General features: G+C 59.2%; 15 protein-coding genes. 12 read left to right on the forward strand and 3 right to left on the reverse strand.

The annotated features are described in order from the left end of the window. Window position 1 precedes the first annotated feature (1 nt). From NKJ28_RS25710 to NKJ28_RS25750, 9 genes are all read left to right on the forward strand, one after another. Window positions 2-301: a ferredoxin family protein gene (locus tag NKJ28_RS25710; RefSeq protein ID WP_352480510.1), complete on the forward strand. Its 300-nt coding sequence runs from the start codon at window positions 2-4 to the stop codon at window positions 299-301. Window positions 302-477: 176 nt separating this feature from the next. Beyond that, on the forward strand, window positions 478-2,241 hold the full coding sequence (nifA, locus tag NKJ28_RS25715) for a nif-specific transcriptional activator NifA (RefSeq protein ID WP_502902217.1): 1,764 nt from the start codon (window positions 478-480) through the stop codon (window positions 2,239-2,241). Between the two features lie 238 nt (window positions 2,242-2,479). Continuing rightward, complete coding sequence (gene nifB / locus NKJ28_RS25720; protein WP_352637420.1) at window positions 2,480-3,958, forward strand: nitrogenase cofactor biosynthesis protein NifB; 1,479 nt, start codon at window positions 2,480-2,482, stop codon at window positions 3,956-3,958. A gap of 31 nt (window positions 3,959-3,989) precedes the next feature. Continuing rightward, the gene (locus NKJ28_RS25725; RefSeq protein ID WP_352457023.1) at window positions 3,990-4,184 is read left to right on the forward strand and encodes a 4Fe-4S dicluster domain-containing protein; all 195 of its coding nucleotides are present in this window, start codon (window positions 3,990-3,992) and stop codon (window positions 4,182-4,184) included. 99 nt (window positions 4,185-4,283) lie between these two features. Further along, window positions 4,284-4,604 (forward strand): nitrogen fixation protein NifZ, encoded by a 321-nt coding sequence (locus NKJ28_RS25730; RefSeq protein WP_352450751.1) that lies wholly within the window; start codon window positions 4,284-4,286, stop codon window positions 4,602-4,604. Next, window positions 4,601-4,813, forward strand: a complete 213-nt coding sequence (gene nifT, locus NKJ28_RS25735) for a putative nitrogen fixation protein NifT (RefSeq protein ID WP_352457024.1) — start codon at window positions 4,601-4,603, stop codon at window positions 4,811-4,813. Before NKJ28_RS25730 ends, nifT begins: the two co-directional genes overlap by 4 nt. 36 nt (window positions 4,814-4,849) lie before the next feature. Then, complete coding sequence (locus tag NKJ28_RS25740) at window positions 4,850-5,755, forward strand: SIR2 family NAD-dependent protein deacylase (protein ID WP_352637422.1); 906 nt, start codon at window positions 4,850-4,852, stop codon at window positions 5,753-5,755. A 73-nt stretch (window positions 5,756-5,828) separates the two neighbouring features. Beyond that, complete coding sequence (locus tag NKJ28_RS25745; protein WP_352637423.1) at window positions 5,829-7,697, forward strand: ABC transporter ATP-binding protein; 1,869 nt, start codon at window positions 5,829-5,831, stop codon at window positions 7,695-7,697. Next, entirely contained in the window at window positions 7,697-9,592 is a 1,896-nt protein-coding gene (locus NKJ28_RS25750; protein ID WP_352637425.1) for an ABC transporter ATP-binding protein, read from the forward strand. Before NKJ28_RS25745 ends, NKJ28_RS25750 begins: the two co-directional genes overlap by 1 nt. Window positions 9,593-10,199: 607 nt before the next feature. On the opposite strand, the gene NKJ28_RS25755 is transcribed toward NKJ28_RS25750, so the two are convergent. The 3 genes from NKJ28_RS25755 to nifA (NKJ28_RS25765) form a co-directional block, all read right to left on the reverse strand. Further along, window positions 10,200-11,240 (reverse strand): LLM class flavin-dependent oxidoreductase, encoded by a 1,041-nt coding sequence (locus NKJ28_RS25755; protein WP_352637426.1) that lies wholly within the window; start codon window positions 11,238-11,240, stop codon window positions 10,200-10,202. 91 nt (window positions 11,241-11,331) lie between these two features. Further along, on the reverse strand, window positions 11,332-12,471 hold the full coding sequence (hisC, locus tag NKJ28_RS25760; RefSeq protein WP_352542067.1) for a histidinol-phosphate transaminase: 1,140 nt from the start codon (window positions 12,469-12,471) through the stop codon (window positions 11,332-11,334). A gap of 232 nt (window positions 12,472-12,703) precedes the next feature. Then, window positions 12,704-14,476: a nif-specific transcriptional activator NifA gene (nifA, locus tag NKJ28_RS25765; RefSeq protein WP_502902219.1), complete on the reverse strand. Its 1,773-nt coding sequence runs from the start codon at window positions 14,474-14,476 to the stop codon at window positions 12,704-12,706. Window positions 14,477-15,209: 733 nt separating this feature from the next. Here nifA (NKJ28_RS25765) and NKJ28_RS25770 point away from each other — a divergent pair. From NKJ28_RS25770 to NKJ28_RS25780, 3 genes are all read left to right on the forward strand, one after another. Beyond that, window positions 15,210-15,419: a hypothetical protein gene (locus tag NKJ28_RS25770; protein ID WP_352637427.1), complete on the forward strand. Its 210-nt coding sequence runs from the start codon at window positions 15,210-15,212 to the stop codon at window positions 15,417-15,419. A 54-nt stretch (window positions 15,420-15,473) separates the two neighbouring features. Further along, entirely contained in the window at window positions 15,474-16,802 is a 1,329-nt protein-coding gene (locus NKJ28_RS25775; protein ID WP_352637429.1) for a dicarboxylate/amino acid:cation symporter, read from the forward strand. Between the two features lie 302 nt (window positions 16,803-17,104). Beyond that, window positions 17,105-18,136 carry a LacI family DNA-binding transcriptional regulator gene (locus NKJ28_RS25780; protein WP_023678260.1) on the forward strand — a complete coding sequence of 344 codons (1,032 nt, stop codon included), beginning with the start codon at window positions 17,105-17,107 and terminating at the stop codon, window positions 18,134-18,136. The last annotated feature ends 109 nt before the right edge of the window (window positions 18,137-18,245 follow it).

Raw genomic sequence — 18,245 nt, forward strand, 5'->3', positions numbered from 1 at the left:
AATGACGATCGCGGTGACGAAGTCACGTGTCGAGGACAAGCTTTACCAGAACCGCTACTTGGTGGATTCCGGCCGTCCGCATATCAAAGTGCTACCGCACGAGAGGCCAAGCGCGAACTTGCTCGCGCTGACCCACGTCTGCCCGGCGAAATGTTATGAGTTGAACGACAAAGGTCAAGTGGAGATCACTGCCGACGGCTGCATGGAGTGCGGCACCTGCCGGATTTTGTGCGAGACCAGTGGCGAGATCGAGTGGAACTATCCACGCGGCGGCTTCGGAGTCCTCTTCAAATTCGGATGACCGAGGCACGCACCGTATCAACAGGGTCAATCTTGGTACACATGAGGTCGCGACCAACGCCAAGTCTATCTTTGCTGGAATCGCCTCGCAACGAAGAGAAGCTCGTGAATACTATGCTTTCAGAATTCAGATACAAAAGGAGGAGCACTCTGGACGACAATCCCTGAGGTGTTTCCATGACCCACGGACCGCAAGATCGGGTCGACGAGGTAGGACCTCGGGAGACCCGCCCTGAACCGCCCATCAAAAGCATGCCCCAATCAGATATGGCGCTCAGGGGACTCTACGAGATATCGAAGGTGCTGACCGCCCCCAGCGAGCTGGAGATTACGCTCGCCAATGTCATAAACGTCCTGCCTTCGTTTCTGCAGATGCGTCACGGAGCAATCGTCGTCCTGGACGCTGAAGGAGAGCCGGAGATTGCCGCAAGTGCCGGGAATACCCAAGCACCTCAAACAGGCACTCGCCGCGTCATACCACAGGCCGTAACAGATCAAATCGTCGCTACGGGGACGCCGCTCGTCATACCGGACGTGCGCAAGTCCCAACTATTTCAGGCTGACCTTCAAACGTTTTCGAGCGGCGGAACGATCCCAATTGCCTTTATCGGTATCCCGCTAAAGGCTGATCATAAGATCCTTGGGACATTGTCGATCGACCGCGCCGGAGACGGCGCCACCGACTTTCGCGACGACGAGGACACATACTTCCTGACGATGGTCGCCAACCTTGTCGGCCGGACCATCCGTCTCCATCGCATCCTGCGTACAGATCGTCAGCTGTCTGTCCATGAGCAATTCAGACCGGAGAAATCGCCCAACGAGGCGAGGACCTACGACCCTGCCCGGCATGCGGATGTCAAAATCGACGGGATCATCGGGGAAAGCCCCGCACTCAAGCAGGTGCTCGAAACCGTCTCGGTCGTAGCAGGGACAAATTCCACCGTGCTTCTGCGGGGTGAAAGCGGCACCGGCAAGGAATTCTTTGCGCAAGCCATCCATAAGCTCTCACGTCGGAGGAAGAAGTCTTTCGTCAAATTGAACTGCGCCGCACTGTCTGAAAGCGTTCTGGAGTCAGAACTGTTTGGGCATGAAAAGGGCGCTTTCACGGGTGCTATCTCCCAGCGCGCCGGTCGTTTTGAATTGGCAAATGAGGGAACGCTGCTACTTGATGAAATCGGCGAGATTTCGCCGGCTTTTCAAGCCAAGCTGTTGCGTGTCTTGCAGGAAGGCGAGTTGGAGCGAGTCGGCGGCACCAAAACGCTACAGGTCGACGTGCGCCTCATATGCGCCACCAACAAGGACCTCGAGACGGCCGTCATAAAAGGGGAGTTCAGGGCCGACCTTTATTACCGCATCAATGTGGTGCCAATTATCCTGCCTCCGCTCAGAGAGCGACCCGGCGATATTCCACGCCTTGCGAACGCCTTTCTGAACCGATTCAACAAGGAGAACGATCGCGCACTCGCCTTCGCGCCGTCGGCGCTTGATCTGATTTCGCAATGCTACTTCCCCGGTAACGTCCGCGAGCTGGAGAATTGCGTCCAAAGGACGGCCACACTTGCGCGTTCAAGGACGATCACTCCATCCGATTTCGCCTGTGAGAAGAGCCAGTGCCTTTCCTGGCTCCTCTGGAAACGAGCCGATCGCTCGAATGGCGGCAATGCCATCGACGATCTCGCACGGGTCAACGCAGTGCCGGCCGGATTGCGGCTGCCGGCCAGTTGCATCGGTGCCTCCGCAGGCAAGGTATCTCCCCTTACGGCCGGCGATCCGAACGATCCCGCTTGTCCCCCGCGTCTGACGGAACGCGACCGGGTGATCGACGCGATGGACAAGGCCGGTTGGGTTCAGGCCAGGGCGGCTCGTATCCTCGGCCTCACGCCGCGGCAAGTCGGCTACGCCCTGCGCCGGCATGGTATCGAGGTGAAGAAATTCTAGACGTCGTGATGACGTCAAACGTAAGCCCGGAGTAGTCTCCCTCACACCCTTCGCGCCCTAGGCTGGTAGCCTTCGCGACCCGATTTGCTTGTCCACTGTCGGAAGCCCGACAAAGGTGTGTCGGAGCAATCCGACGGAATCCGACACGAAAGCCAATTCGTGAACCAAAACCGCTCTTTGAGCTGGCATAGCTCTTGCAGTTTGAACTGCGACATTCACCCAGCAACGGAGCCGTTCGATGTCCGCACCGGCAATTTCGCTTGAGAGCCTCAGCACGACATTCGATGACCAGTTGCTTGCCACCGTGAAAGCCGGTGGCTGCGCGTCTTCGTCCTGCGGCTCGTCGATAAAGCCGGACGACACGGATCCGGCTGTTTGGGAGAAGATCAAGGATCACCCCTGCTTTTCAGAAGAGGCGCATCACTATTTCGCGCGCATGCACGTCGCGGTCGCGCCCGGCTGCAATATCCAGTGCAACTACTGCAATCGCAAATATGACTGCGCCAACGAAAGCCGGCCTGGGGTGGTCTCCGAAAAGCTGACGCCCGACCAGGCGCTACGCAAGGTGGTCGCGGTCGCCAACGAGGTGCCGCAGCTCTCCGTGCTCGGCATCGCCGGACCGGGCGATGCCTGTTACGACTGGAAGAAGACGAAGGCAACGTTCGAACGAGTTGCCAGGGAAATCCCAGACATCAAGTTTTGCATCTCCACGAATGGGCTCGCGCTGCCGGACCATGTCGATGAGCTTGCCGACATGAATGTCGATCACGTGACGATCACCATCAACATGGTCGACCCTGAGGTCGGTGCAAAGATCTATCCTTGGATCTTTTACAACCATCGCCGCTACGTCAGCATCGAAGCCGCCCGGATCCTGCACGAGCGGCAGATGTTGGCTCTGGAGATGCTGACCGCGCGCGGCATCCTCACCAAAATCAATTCGGTGATGATCCCCGGCGTGAACGATGAGCATCTGATCGAGGTGAATAGATGGGTCAAGGAGCGAGGCGCGTTCCTGCACAACCTCATGCCGCTGATTTCGGACCCGGCGCACGGCACGCACTACGGACTGAGCGGGCAACGCGGCCCAAACGCAATGGAGATGAAGGCTCTTCAGGATCGTGTCGAAGGCGGCGCCCAGTTGATGCGCCACTGCCGGCAGTGCCGGGCAGATGCCGTCGGCCTGCTCGGAGAGGATCGTGGCCAGGAATTCACAGTCGACCGGATTCCCGGCGAGGTCACCTACGATGCCGGCAATCGCAAGGCCTATCGGGAGCTGGTCGCGGAGGAGCGCCGTGATCACGTGGCGGCTAGGAGAGAAGCGATCGGATTGGTCAAGGCAGCGAGCCCCGGCAAGTCCCTTCTCTTCGCGGTGGCGACCAAGGGCGGCGGCCGCGTCAATGAACATTTCGGCCATGCGAAGGAATTCCAGGTTTATCAAGCCTCGCCGAGAGGGATCAGCTTTGTCGGGCATCGGAAGGTGGAGCAGTATTGCCTCGGCGGCTGGGGCGCAGAGGCCACCCTCGATGGCGTCATCGCAGCGCTTGAAGGCATAGATTTCGTGCTGTGCGCCAAGATCGGAAATTGCCCGCAGGATCAGCTCGCGGACGCTGGAATCCGAGCCACCGACGCTTATGCCCATGACTATATCGAGACCGCAATCAGCGCGATTTACGCCGCCGCGTGTGGGACCCCCGCACTCGCGGCGACGGCCTGAGCTGTCTCATTCATTCGGACCAGGAGTTAAAATGGCTTTCAAGATCATCGCATCCCAATGCACCCAATGCGGCGCCTGCGAATTCGAATGTCCCTCCGGCGCGATCAAGTTCAAAGGCGAGAGCTACGTGATCGAGCCGCACAAGTGCACCGAGTGCGAGGGGGTCTTCGATGCGCAGCAATGTGCCTCGGTATGCCCGGTGCCGAAGACCTGCGTTCCTGCGTGACGGACATTGGGCTGCCGACATGGTCGGGGATGGCTTCGCAGGACGCCTGGAACGCCTTTGTTCACGATCTGCAGCCTCAAGAGAAATCAGGGAACGGACATGTCGCTCGGACGCGAAGAGGAGGTCGAAATCCGCAGGCCTCCACGATTCATGCCGGGAGAGCGGGTACGTGCCACTCGCCACATAAAGAATGACGGCACCTATCCTGGCAGGGAGATCGGCGAAAATCTCGTGCGGAAGGGCGACGAGGGATATGTGCGCGACATTGGCACCTTTCTCCAGCAGTTCTTCATCTATGCGGTCGAATGGATCGACCGTGGCACAGTCGTCGGCATGCGAGCGCGTGAACTGATGAGCCTCGACAAAGCCGAGGTGCCCTGCAGTGCTGATAGCAATACCAATGAAGGGACGGCCAGATGAAAGTCATGATCCGCAGGACCGATGCTGGCTTGTCGGCGTATGTCCCGAAGAAGGACCTCGAAGAGCCGATCATCAAGCTCGAGAAGGAAGAGTTGTGGGGCGGAACTGTGACGCTCAGGAACGGGTGGCGGCTCCTCCTACCCGATCTTCCACGGGATACGCGTCTGCCGATCACCGTCGAGGCAAAGAAGGTTTCCGAAGAGGACTGATGCTGCCCCTTGATAGGTGCGTCGCGAGGAACGAGCATGAACACGATCCTGACATCGGGCCACCTGGTCATCGTACGGGACAGTTTTGCCGAAAAGCTGCTTGACCTGGCGAAGGAAGCGCTCGCCGCCGATCAGGTGATCCCCTATCTCGGTCCGGGTCTTCTTGGGTTCAACTGTGCGGAACCGCCTGTGCCGCATACGCCGGAGGTCGTTGCCGCGGCACTCAATGCACGGGCGCCAGCCCCTTCCAGGATCCGCACCAATATGTGGTCGGTTGCGCAGTTCATCGAACAGCGCCGGCATCGCCGGACGCTTCAAGCTTGGATGACCGACATATTCGCAGCGCCGGTGGCGCCCACCCTCCTCCACGCCTGGCTCGCAAGGCTGCCGCTCTCCCTCATCGTCGACAGCTGGTACGACGGCGCGATGCGCACGGCTCTCGTAGAGACCGGCCGAACGGACGTCGTTGAGATACAAGGCGTCACGCGGGCGAACGAAATCGGTAACATTTGGACGAAAACCTACGATTTGCCCGGGAGGGAACTCGACCCCCGATCGGGGGCAAATACGGTTCTCTATACACCTCACGGGAGTATTAGGCCGGCGCAAAACTTTCTCGTCGCAGATTCCGACTATGTCGAAGTCCTGACCGAAATCGATATCCAGACACCGATCCCAGACGTGGTGAAGGAACGGCGCATCACCCGTGGATTTTTCTTCGTTGGCTGCCGCTTCAACGATCAGATGCTGCGCACCTACGCCAGGCAGATCATGAAGCGCTCCCGAGGTCCACATTGCGCAGTAATGGACGCGGAAACGCTGACCAGAAACGAAGCGCGTTTCCTCGCGGCAAGCGGAATAACCGTGATCGACATGCCAGTAAGTGAAGCCGCGGCTCGGCTTATAGGAACGGGCACTGCTGCAGGTGGTGGACAGGATTAACAATGGCGGGCCCCTTTGATGATTGGTCCTTCGGCTTGCCTCGAAGGCGCAAAATGCAGTCGGGAATACACCCGTGAGCAGTGATGCTATCGGCAGCGCAACGAACGCTCTGAATTCGTTGACCCATGTGGAAGCGGCGCGCTGGGGCCGGGATTTAAGTACGCTGTTGCGCATCACGCGTATGAATTTGCGGCATCGCTGGCAGGTCGCCTTCGCCATGGGCTCGACGATCATGGCGGCAATCCTCCAGTTGCTCATTCCCCAGCTTCTCGGCCGGGCTGTCGACCAGACCCAGACAGCCATCGGGGGCGGTGTCGCGGGGGCCGCCGCAGGACAAGCGCTCTGGACCCCGGCTCTCCTGCTGCTCGCCGTCAGCGCGCTACGCGGCCTTTTCACGATGGCGCAGAACTATTTTGCGGAAGCCGTCGGGCATCATGTCGCGTACGAACTGCGGCTCGCCTACTACGACAAGATCCAGCGTCTCAGCTTTTCCTTTCACGACCGGGTCCATTCAGGCGATCTGATCACCATCGGAATGCTCGATCTCCAAGGCGTGCGGATGTATTTTTCCACCGCGCTCGTTCGCGTAGTCCTGCTCACCATGCTGCTCGGGATCGGCGCCTACATGATGATCTCGACCGATCCCATGCTCGGCCTGGTCGCGCTGAGCTTCGTGCCTTTTGTCGCCTGGCGCTCATCGGCCACACAGCTTAGGCTGCGCGCCACCTGGCTCGACCTGCATGAGCGGCTTTCGGTACTAAGCCGCGTGATGGAGGAAAATCTCGCAGGCATCCGCGTGGTCCGCGCTTTTGCGGCTCAAGCCTATGAGATGCAGAAGTTCGACGGCGCTTCCAAGAACGCGCTCGACCTCGCCAACGACCGCGTTGACATCTACGTGCCCAGCACGTCGGCGATGACCTTGTCCTTCTTTTTCGCAATGGGATTGGTGCTCTGGATCGGTGGCAGCAAGCTCGTCGCTGGCGAGATCAGCGTCGGAACGGTGGCGACCTTCCTGACCTTCATGACAATCCTGCAAATGCCTGTCCGCCAGATCGGCCTCATGGTCAATGCCTTTGCCCGCGCTTCTAGCTGCGGTTCGCGGCTTTTCGGTCTCCTCGACCAGGAGATCAGAATCAGGGATGCTCTCGAGGCCAGACCGCTCGAGATAGGCGACGGCACTCTGCGCTTCCACAATGTCTCGTTTGCTTACCCCAGCGCCGAAAACCGCGCCATTCTGAAGAACCTCAGCTTTGAGGCCCGTAGAGGCGAGACGATCGCGATCGTCGGTCCGCCGGGTTCGGGCAAATCGACGATGGCTCATCTGGTCCCCCGCTTTTACGACGTGACCGGTGGCGCCATCACGCTTGACGGCCAGGACATACGCAACGTCACCCTCGCGACGCTTCGCAAGGCGGTCGCCGTCGTACAGCAGGATGCATTCCTATTCACCACCACGATCGAGAACAACATCGCTTATGGCGATCCCTGGGCGAAGAGACAGCGAATCGAACGCGCTGGCGAATTCGCCCAGCTCCACAACTACATCCTCGGGCTCCCAGCAGGCTACGAGACGGTCGTGGGCGAACGCGGCGTCTCTCTCTCTGGCGGCCAGCGCCAGCGTCTCACGATTGCTCGCACCATGATGCTGCGCCCCTCCGTCGTCGTTTTCGACGACTCAACGGCGGCGATCGATGCCGGCACCGAGCAGCGCATCCGCGCGGCGATGCGGCGCTTCGCCAAGGATCGGGTGACGATCATCATCGCGCACCGGCTGAGTGCGCTTATGCACGCCGATCAGATCCTTTTTGTCGATAACGGCGAAATCGTAGAACGCGGCGCGCATCAAGAGCTTTTGGCGAAGCGGGGACGCTACAGGGCCCTTTACGATCTCCAGACGCGCTCGGGTGATGACAATATGACCCAGTATGGGGGCGCCCGCTGATGGCGAAGGGCCGCGCCGGCGAACTCGAAGCCGAACGTGACGACGGCAGACGCCCTCCGCGCGCAGTTGTCGGCTCGCACCGCATCGAGGAGGAGATGTTCGGCCGGGCTTTCGACAAGAGCATCCTCCGGCGCATCTGGGCCTTCGTCCGTCCCTATCGGGCGAGGGTAGTAATCACGATTGCAGCAATGCTGATCTTCACCGGGACGCAGCTTCTCATCCCGTTGATCATCCGCTACGCGATCGACCAGGGCATGAACCCGGCAAGGACCGATCGCTCAGCCCAGCTTGCGGCCGTCGGCGCGTTCGTTTTGGCGATTTTGGTCAATTTCGCTGCCGGCTACATGCAGGAAACCGTGGTTGGGAAAGTGGCCGAAACTGTCCTGTTCGACATCCGCCGCGCCATGTTTGGCCATCTGCAGAAGGTTTCGCTCTCCTTCATGGACAAGACCGAGGTCGGACGCCTTATGTCGCGCTTGCAAGGCGACGTCAACTCCATACAGGAATTCCTCGAAACCTCGGTATATTCTGTAGGCGATGTTGCGCTTCTCTTCGGCATCGTTTTCGTAATGCTGTGGCTCGACTTCCGCCTCGGCCTCATGACGCTCTCGGTTCTGCCGGTCCTGGTGATCGTCCGCATTGTCTGGCTGCCGCGTGCCCGCGCCGCCTTCATGGCTGCACACGAGACTAATTCCGTCGTCAACGGCGCGCTGGCCGAAGCCATTCACGGCGTGCGCACCGTCCAGTCAATGGACCGCCAGCAGGTGAATTTCATCCTTTTTGACGACAAGGCCCATGCCAACCTCAGGACCCACCTGATCGCTGCCAAATATGCACTGGTCATGGTGCCTATCGTCGATGGCCTCACCGGCCTCGCCATGGCCGCCGTTATTGTGGTCGGCGGCTCGATGGTGATGAATGGCCGCATAGATGTGGGCGTATTGGTTGCCTACCTATTTTACATCCAGCGCTTCTTTGACCCGATCCGCTCACTCACCCTGCAGTATTCGATCATGCAGCGCGCGATGGCCTCAGGCAAGCGCCTGACCGATGTGCTCGACGTCAAGATCGATATTCAGGACAAACCCAATGCCGAGGTGCTCTCGCCCGAAATGGACGGCTCGGTCGAGTTCAGGCACGTCACCTTCGGCTACAATCCGAACCGTTCGGTGCTGAAAAATGTCTCCTTCCGGGTCAATCCCGGCGAGACGGTCGCACTGGTCGGGCCGAGCGGTTCTGGCAAATCGAGCGCGATGGCCCTGGTCCACCGCTTCTATGATGTTCAGCAGGGCCAAGTGCTGGTCGGCGGACATGATGTGCGCGATCTCACCCAGGAATCGCTCGGCCGCCAGGTCGCCATGGTGCTGCAGGAGCCGTTCCTGTTCACCGGGACGGTCTTCGAGAACATTCGATACCACAAGACAGAGGCCACGCGCGACAAGGTGATCGAGGCCGCCAAGGCGGTCGGCGCCCACGACTTCATAATGAGCCTCGCCGACGGGTATGAGACCCAACTTGGCGAACGCGGCGACAACTTATCTCTCGGCCAGCGCCAGCTTATCAGTTTCGCCCGCGCCCTCGTCGCCGACGCCAAGATCCTCGTGCTCGACGAAGCTACCGCCAACATCGACAGCTACACGGAAATGCAGATTCAGAAGGCTCTGATAAAGCTGCTTGAAGGGCGCACTGGCCTCGTCATCGCCCACCGTCTTGCCACGATCCGGGGTGTCGACCGCATCATCGTGCTTCAGAATGGCCAAGTTGTTGCGACTGGCAACCACGATCAGCTAATAGCCGTGGGGGGCCTGTATTCCAAACTCTACAATCTCAACTACGCCTCCTTCGACGATATTCCCGAACACGATACGACCGTACAAGCCGGCTCCCAGACCTGACGTCTTGCCGGCCTTGTGACACTGGCATTGACTTTCGGGCGTGCCGGCGGACCACTCAGGCCGCCGCAGACTAGCAAGCAGGCAGCATTCATGCAAAGCACTCGCGCACATCGTGAAGACCGCCTGCGAACGCTCCAGCATCGTTATGCGACCGCGGTGCACCCCGCGACATCCGGCGAACTCGCTCCAGGTGGTGTCGCTCGGCGTAGCAAAGCCGCTTGCGAGCGCGCCCTCAACAGCGCCGTAGCGAGTGACGGCTTTGCTACCGCCGAGCCGCTGATGAAGCTGGATCTGAGCGCCGCACCGGCGCCGCCCCGGGCGAGAAGAACCTCTGCGGCGGGCTATGGGCAACGACTAGCGCGAGCCCGACGAGCAGACGCGTGCCGGCATCGTGACGCGCTCGGCCATTATCTCATTAGGATCGTGCAGGTTCACACGATGGCCCAGACGCCAGCCAACGCACAAACCTGGTAATCTGTGCCGCCGGCTCGTCGTCAGTTTGGCCTCCCTCCCGATTGCCCGTCCCGCCACGTGCACGCTCGAGCATGTGGATGAGGGAGCGCTGTTACAACGATTTAACCTTCAGATCAGACCGCCAATTTCATGGTCAGACAAGTCGAGCCATGATTTCGGATTGAATGGTCGTCGCGGTGTACAGGGAAGCATCTAGCGGCAGATTTCCAAATGCCAGTTGACAAAGCAGGTAGTTGGCACCTGCCTCTTCCAACTGATCTAACAGAGCTTTTTGCACAGATTCTGCTGATCCTACCACGCACAATTCACGCTCTATTGCCTCATCGAAGGTTAGCGGCAGGTTTGGTGGAGTCGGGATGGCATTAAGGTCGTAAAGGAATTGGAAGCTCTTGAGCCATCGTTCGTAAGCAGGTGCCGCGATCGAATACGCGTCTGTTTCAGAACGCCCAATCACCACCATTCGGAGCAATCCAATAAATGGCGCTCGATCGCCCGTGTCAGTGTTGTCCTCTCGATAGGCGCGGAAGGCATCTGTAGTTTTGCGAACAGAAGAGGAAGGTCCTACACACGCGATATTTGCTCCATTCGCAGCGGCCCAGGCTGCGGACTCGGGTCGATTGGCGGCGACCCATGTCGGCGGATGTGGACGCTGATGAGGTCTTAGCGTCAAAGGAACGTCATTGAGCTCAAAATGGCGGCCTTGATAGCACAGCGTGCCAACCTTCATGGCATTAACAAGTATTTCAACAAGAATTTCGCTGGCTTCCGCATAGCGGCCCGGCACCGCGTCCGCACCAATCCCGAAGTAACCCAATTCGATCGGGAGAGCACCGCGCCCTATGCCCAGTTCGAGCCTGCCACCGCTCAACTGGTCCAGCATACAGATCTCTTCGAACGCACGCAGCGGATGATAAAGCGCAAGCAGCATCACCAAGGGTCCGAGACGCAGGCGCCGGGTGCGCTGGGCGACGCTCGATAAGAACAGATTCGGCGATGGACCTCTCCCATGGGGGGTACAGTGGTGCTCTGCGAGATGATAGGCATAGAACCCTAGCTGATCGCACGCCTCTGCTAATATCAGGCGATCTTCGTACTGCCGGGCGATATCGAGGCCGTCCTCGTCCAGATGATCGAAGATGCCGAAGGCTAGGTTTGAAGGAAAGACGTTTGTCACTCGATATTGTCCCTGATTTTAAAGAAAAATGTTGTCGTGCTTGGGTGACCAAGCAAGTCTAAAGATAGCAATGTGTGATATCGGATTAGCGTCAGCGTACCGAACGAGCAGAGCCTGACGCTCCCCTGCCCGTGGTGCTTGGTATGTTTAAGCTTCCAACTATATCGCGAGCGGCAGCAAGAAATGCATCCAATTGCTCTTTTGTGCCGATGCTGACGCGGATGCAATGTTCCAAACCATTGTCCGGAAAGTAGGCAACGAGTATCTTTTGCCTTTCCAAGGCTGCTTGCCACCATGAGCCGTCCTGTCCCGCTGGCACACGGGCTAGCAAGAAATTTGCGTGGGAGGGCGTTACGGAAAATCCAAGTTGCGACAGTGCGGCTGTCACTCGCTGTCGTTCATGTCTGATGTGCTTGTGGTTCTCTGCGTAGGCGCCGCGATGCGCAAGCACGCTGATACCAACCGCATGCCCGATCACGTTCATGTTGAAGACGTTCTGGATGTTGCGCAGCCTGCCAATAATCTCAGGGTGACCGAAACCGAAACCGACGCGAATGCCGGCGGCGGCATAGCTCTTCGAAAATGTTCTCAAGATCAGAAGGTTCGAATAACGGTTGATGAGGCGCAGCCCGTGATCGGGTGCAAAGTCGACGTAGGCCTCATCAAGCACGACCAGGCGATCCGATTGTGCCACGAGGCGTTCGATATTGCTTATCGAGAGGAATGTTCCGGTCGGATTGTTTGGATTGGCCACCAGAATGAACTTGGCGTCTTTTGCCGGACCGGAAAGCAATTGCTCCATTGGCAGCGAATGAGTTTGACATCCGATCTCGAGAAACTCAGCACCATGCAACATGGCAAGTTTGCGGTTGAACGAAAACCCTGGCGATATCATCGCCACCTTGTCGCCAGGGGCGAGGAAAGCTCTGTAGATGAGTCCGAGCAGTTCAGACGACCCGTTGCCTGCGATGACCTGATCCGTGGATACGCCATAGGTATTGGACGCTGCTTCCCTCAAGCTGATGTTATCGTCGTCCGGATACAGATACTGGCGATTGAGGGCCGCCACTGCACTTTGCATTATGATTGGCGGCAACGGAAACGGGTTCTCATTCGTATTCAGCTTGACAAAACTTCTGTCCGGCGCCGGTCCGTTGGACGGCAGAGCATCTAACTGTCGCGTCCCTTGCGGAAGAGACGAAAGCACAGCTTGCAGTTTCGCATCGGACATATTTTATCTCCGTTTCAGTCGCACAGGGGCATCCGTATGAGCTCGCAACGAGAGCAACATGGCGGACGGATTGACGATGGCAGCGTCGCCTTTCACAAGATGGTCGCAACGCCGGCTGCCACGGGAATTCGGCCAGGCTGTCCTCGGTCGGATCGGCTTGACGCGGACGCGGATCTGCATCCCTGCGCGGGCAGCCGCTAAGCGGTCTTAGCTAATCGCCTGAGTCATGCTTTCACAGACGCTTGACCTCGATGCCGTATTTCCTCAGCACGTAGCCAATCTGGCGCGGGGTCAGTCCAAGCAGGCGCGCCGCCTTTGCCTGCACCCAGCCACATCTTTCCATGGCAGCAATGACGCGCTCGGCGTCGGTGGTCCTCGCGCCCAATGAGTGGGGTGCTCCGGCAGGCGGGACTGTGGTGGCGGCCGAACGAGCGGCCGCATCCGGCGGCGTGGCCGGATTCACTGCCTCTGGCACGATTGGCGCTGGTTGCAGCGCGGCCTTGCCCGATCTGCTCTTCCGCAGCGCCTCGGCAAAGCATTGGTCGTGGGAGCACGCAAAGTCGTTTCTCCCGATTGATCGTCCCTCCGCCAGGATCGCTGTCCGGTGCACGCAATTTTCAAGCTCGCGAATGTTGCCGGGAAATTCACATTTCATCAGTACTTCAATCGCACGCGGATCGAAGGTCAGCGTACGGCCGTTCTCATCGTTGAAATTCTTGAGAAACTCAGCTGCGAGGAGCGGAATATCGCTGCGCCTTTGGCGTAATGCCGGCACCAGCAAGGGAACCACGTTGATGCGATAATATAGGTCGGCGCGGAACTCATTCCTTGCAACCGCCTCTTCAAGGTTCCTGTTCGTGGCGGCAATCACGCGAACGTCGACCTTGATGGTCTGGTTGCTGCCGACGCGCTCAAACTCCTGCTCCTGCAGCACGCGCAGTAGCTTTGCCTGGAAGGAGGCCGAGATCTCGCCGATCTCATCCAGAAACAACGTCCCCTTGTCGGCGAGCTCAAAGCGACCCTTGCGGGAATTGAACGCGCTTGTGAAGGCACCCTTCTCATGACCGAACAATTCGGATTCCAGGACTGTCTCTGGCAGCGCTGCACAATTGAGTTTGATGAAGGGCCGCTTGGCGCGCGGCGACAACTCGTGAATTGCCTTGGCGACCAGCTCCTTCCCGGTACCGGATTCGCCTCGCAACAGAACCGTGGTCTTTGCCTTAGCTACCACTGCGATCTTCTCGAGCAGCGCGCTTAGCGCCGGACTATCGCCAATCATCCCCTTGACGTGAACCTTCTTGCGCTGCGGTGCAGGGTGCTTGACATCAGAGAATTGCGTTTGCAGCCGATCTTCCACCTCTGTCGGTCGTTCGCGGTCGCCCGCGGAGAAGCGGTGCAACTTGACTGTCTGTCCCACCATGTTGGCGATCATCGTGAGCAGCCGGACATCATAATCGAGCCGATACGTTGACCTGCTGTCCAAGGCGCGGTCGATAGTCAGCGTGCCTACGGCGTTCCCATCAACACGAATGGGAACGCCGATGAAGGACACGGTGTCGGAGGCCCCAAGCACCTCTATGTCAGCGGCAGTGAAGGCCGAATGCACCGCTATGTTCTCGGCGACGAGCGGCGTGTCCGTCGTCACAATCAGATCGATTGCCTTGCGCGGCAGGCGCATCCGGGAGCGCTCATCGCTGTTCTCGTCGCAGCCGGTGACTACGGTGATGTCCAGTACGCCGTCAGCGTCGAAGAGAGCGATGATGCCGTGCCGCATCTGCACAAACGAGGGCAGGAGATCGACGACCTTGGCCAACGTGACTTCGAGCCGGGCGGGGTCGGTGAGTACTTTCGATATTTCGAAGATGCCGGTAAGCGCGTGCTCGTGCGATGGCACAAAAGGGACCGCGGTGTTCATCTCGGACTTTGGGTAAGCCCTTTTCGCATCCGGAAGCGAAATGCGGCACTCGCTGGCATTTTGTTCTGATTTGGGAATGTTGTGGTGCATATGATCCTCGATCTCGCGCCATGAAATGCATGCCGGCGGCATGTGCGCCCGCGACGTCGCGGGCAAGCGCGAAAATGCTCTGACGTGAACTCGTGCCACCGCCGTGTGGTCGAGTGCAAAGCGGGTCGACCCCTGACGCATCGCTTGGCTCTCCCTCCACGAAGCTTGGCCACGTTCTCGGCTTGCACGGGGGCAAAACACGTTGATTTTCAAAAGACTGGAGCGAGGCGGGATAGTCAATCGAGCTTTCTTTCATTCGTGAAAGGAAACCTCGCGGCCTATGATAGAATTCATCAGTTCTAATTTTGTCGGCGATGTTGAACGACAGAAATACGGCGCCGGCGATGCGGTGCCCGAGCGGCTGACCGCGCCGAGTTGCCGGGCCGTGCCAGTCACCAGCGCCTGCGAACCAGGGGCGGGAGCGATAATCACTGCCGACGACACTGGTCGGTCGCGGCAACCGCCATTTCCTCGATATTGATGACGCAGATAAGGCGGCGGCGTCGCGTGTGAAGGCGCGAAGGTGGCGGTCGAGCGCGGCTTTCTCGGCGGTGCTCGGAACTTCTGAACCGCATCGTCGCGGTCAGCACCAGCGGCGTCAATCCCTACGTCTCGACGTCGCTTTCAAGCTGTCGCTGCAGCGGCAGCGCGGCAAAGAACACGGCAATTCTCCGCTCTGGTGCCAGCGATGCGGCCCTTCCCAAAGTCGGCAAACCGAGGAGCCCACCACGATGTGCAGCAAAACCGCAAGCCAGAGAGATCGACCGGCAATCTGCCGGAGAACATCAAGCGCGTGCTGGACGGCGGCCTTATCATTCCCGTCTTGTGCCACCGCATTCATCCCATCATTGGCGAGCCCAACGTCAGTTCAGGTCATGCGGATCCATTTGGCATGGGTATTGCGGCGGCGTTGGTGCAGCGTTCGACCGGAGCGCCGCGATAGGGAGAAGCCCGGGAGAAGTCACGCCACCTCGATCCGGTCAGGGAGAGAGAAACAGTGTCAGCTGCACAAGTCCGCGGCGCGAGTCCCGCGCCCCGCAAACCCTTCTATGCCAAGCTTTACGCGCAGGTGCTTGCCGCCATCGCCCTCGGCGTCGCAATTGGCTATTTCTATCCGGGAACCGGCGAGAGCCTGAAGCCGCTGGGTGATGCCTTCATCAAGCTGGTCAAGATGATCATCGCGCCTGTCATCTTCCTGACAATTGCGACCGGCATTGCCGGCATGAACGATCTTCACAAGGTCGGCCGGGTCGCCGGCAAGGCAATGGTCTATTTCCTCACCTTCTCGACGCTCGCGCTGATCGTCGGCCTGGTCGTCGCCAATGTCGTCCAGCCTGGCGCCGGCCTCAACATCGATCCGGCCTCGCTCGATGTCCAGGCCGTGAATACCTATGCCGCAAAGGCCCACGAGCAGTCGGTCACCGGCTTCCTGATGAACATCATCCCGCCAACGATAGTCGGCGCCTTCGCCGAAGGCGACATCCTGCAGGTGCTGTTCTTCTCGGTTCTGTTCGGCATGGCGCTCGCGATGGCCGGAGAGACGGGCAAGCCTGTCGTTTCCTTCCTTCAGGCGCTCATCGCGCCTGTCTTCAAGCTCGTCGGCATTCTGATGAAAGCCGCGCCGATCGGCGCTTTCGGCGCAATGGCCTTCACCATCGGCAGATATGGCATCGGTTCGGTCGTCAACCTCGCGATGCTGGTCGCGACGTTCTATTTCACCGCCTTCCTCTTCGTGTTCGGGGTTCTCGGCGCGGTCTGCCGCTACAACGGCTTTTCGATCTGTTCTCTCATTCGCTACATCAAGGAAGAGCTGCTGCTTGTCCTCGCAACGTCCTCCTCGGAGGCCGCGCTCCCCTCGCTCATGCAGAAGATGGAGAAGGCGGGCGCCAGGCGTTCGGTTGTGGGTCTCGTCATCCCGGCCGGATATTCGTTCAATCTGGACGGCACGAATATCTACATGACCCTGGCGGCCCTCTTCATCGCGCAGGCGACGAACACCGATCTGTCAATCGGCGATCAGGTGCTGCTGCTGCTCGTTGCGATGCTTTCCTCCAAGGGCGCTGCAGGTGTGACAGGTGCGGGCTTCATCACCCTGGCTGCTACGCTCGCCGTAGTTCCGAGTGTTCCCGTTGCTGGGATGGCCCTGATACTCGGCATCGACCGCTTCATGTCCGAATGCCGGGCGTTGACGAATTGCGTTGGTAACGCAGTGGCATCCCTCGTCGTCGCCCGCTGGGAAGGAGAATTGGACCAAGCGCAGATGAAAGCCGCCTTCTGCGGTCATCAGCTTGCCGAGGCATCAAACCGGGTATCCTCCGCCGAGTAAGGGCGACGCACCGCGACCGGTTTCGCCAAGCTGGTCACATGACCTGAACGATCGACTCGCAGGCTCTAAACGGCGCCTCACGGACCATGTATCAGAAGCGCTAAATGTGTGAGTGCAAATCATCGCCGCCCTAAGCGAATGAACCTTCCGTTATACCCGGCCGGTCTACGTCTGGAGTAGTCCAATACGCTGTCGATCATTCAGTGTGCGGGCGTCTTCACTTTGCCCACCCGAAACCATTGTCGAATCGCGCTAGGTGACAGAGAGCCAGCCTGCGTCAAAAACCAATCAGAATAGGACCCATGACCAAGCGCCCCACAATTGCCGATCTCGCCCGCGAAGCCCGAGTCAGCGTAGCAACGGTCGATCGGGTTCTGAACGCCCGCCATCCGGTGCGCGAGGAGACCGCGCGGCGGGTCCACGACGCCGCCCACGCGATCGGCTATCATGCTGCCGGGCTCATCAAGCAGCGCTTGCGGCGAGACCTACCGTGCTACCGTCTGGGCTTCATCTTGAGAAAACCGGCCCAGCATTTCTACCAAGACTTTGCGCGCGAAGTCGAAGCGTCGGTCAATTTGGCCCAGTCCTTCCACGGCATTCCGCTCATCCAATTCGCCCCGTCACATATGCCGAGCGACCTAATCGCACCGCTCAAGGATTTGGGCGCACGCTGCCATGCGATCGCGATGGTGGCACCGGACCACCCAAAAATTACAGCAGCGGTTGAGGACCTCAAGGCCAAAGGCATTCCGGTTTTCTCGCTGCTTTCCGACTTCGCCGCCGGCGTGCGACAGGGCTATATCGGCCTCAACAACCGCAAGGTGGGGCGCACGGCCGCTTGGATGGTGTCCAAGGTCGCAAAACGGCCCGGCAAGGTGGCGGTGTTTGTCGGTAGCCATCGTTTCCAGGGGCACGAGCTCCGTGACGTCGGCTTTCGCTCCTATTGCCGTGAGAACGCGCCGACGTTCGAGGTGCTCGATCCGCTTGTGAACCTGGAGAAACGGCAGGTCACCTACGAGGCAACGCTTGATCTCATGCAGCGGGAACCCGAGCTCGTCGGCTTCTATGTCGCCGGGGGCGGCATGGAGGGCGCCATCTCCGCGGTCCGGGAAGAGGGTAAAAGTCGCGATCTCGTCGCGATCGTGAATGAAATCACGCCGGAATCTCGGGCGGCACTCGCTGATAACATCATCACGATGGCGGTCGCCACGCCAATGCGCCGGCTTTCCCAGGAGCTGATAACGCTGATGACGCGGGCTATCGAGACCGGCACTGCTGAAACACCAGGACAGACATTTCTGCCGTTCGACATCCATCTGCCGGAAAATATATGAAACTGATGGCCTCTATCATAAGCGGGGAGTTTCCTTTCATGAATGAGAGAAAGTTGATTGATTATCCCATCGCACGCGGGGTAGCCGCACCCCACAGGCCTCAGCCGCG

Source organism: Mesorhizobium sp. M0145 (assembly GCF_040322355.1).
GTDB lineage: Bacteria > Pseudomonadota > Alphaproteobacteria > Rhizobiales > Rhizobiaceae > Mesorhizobium.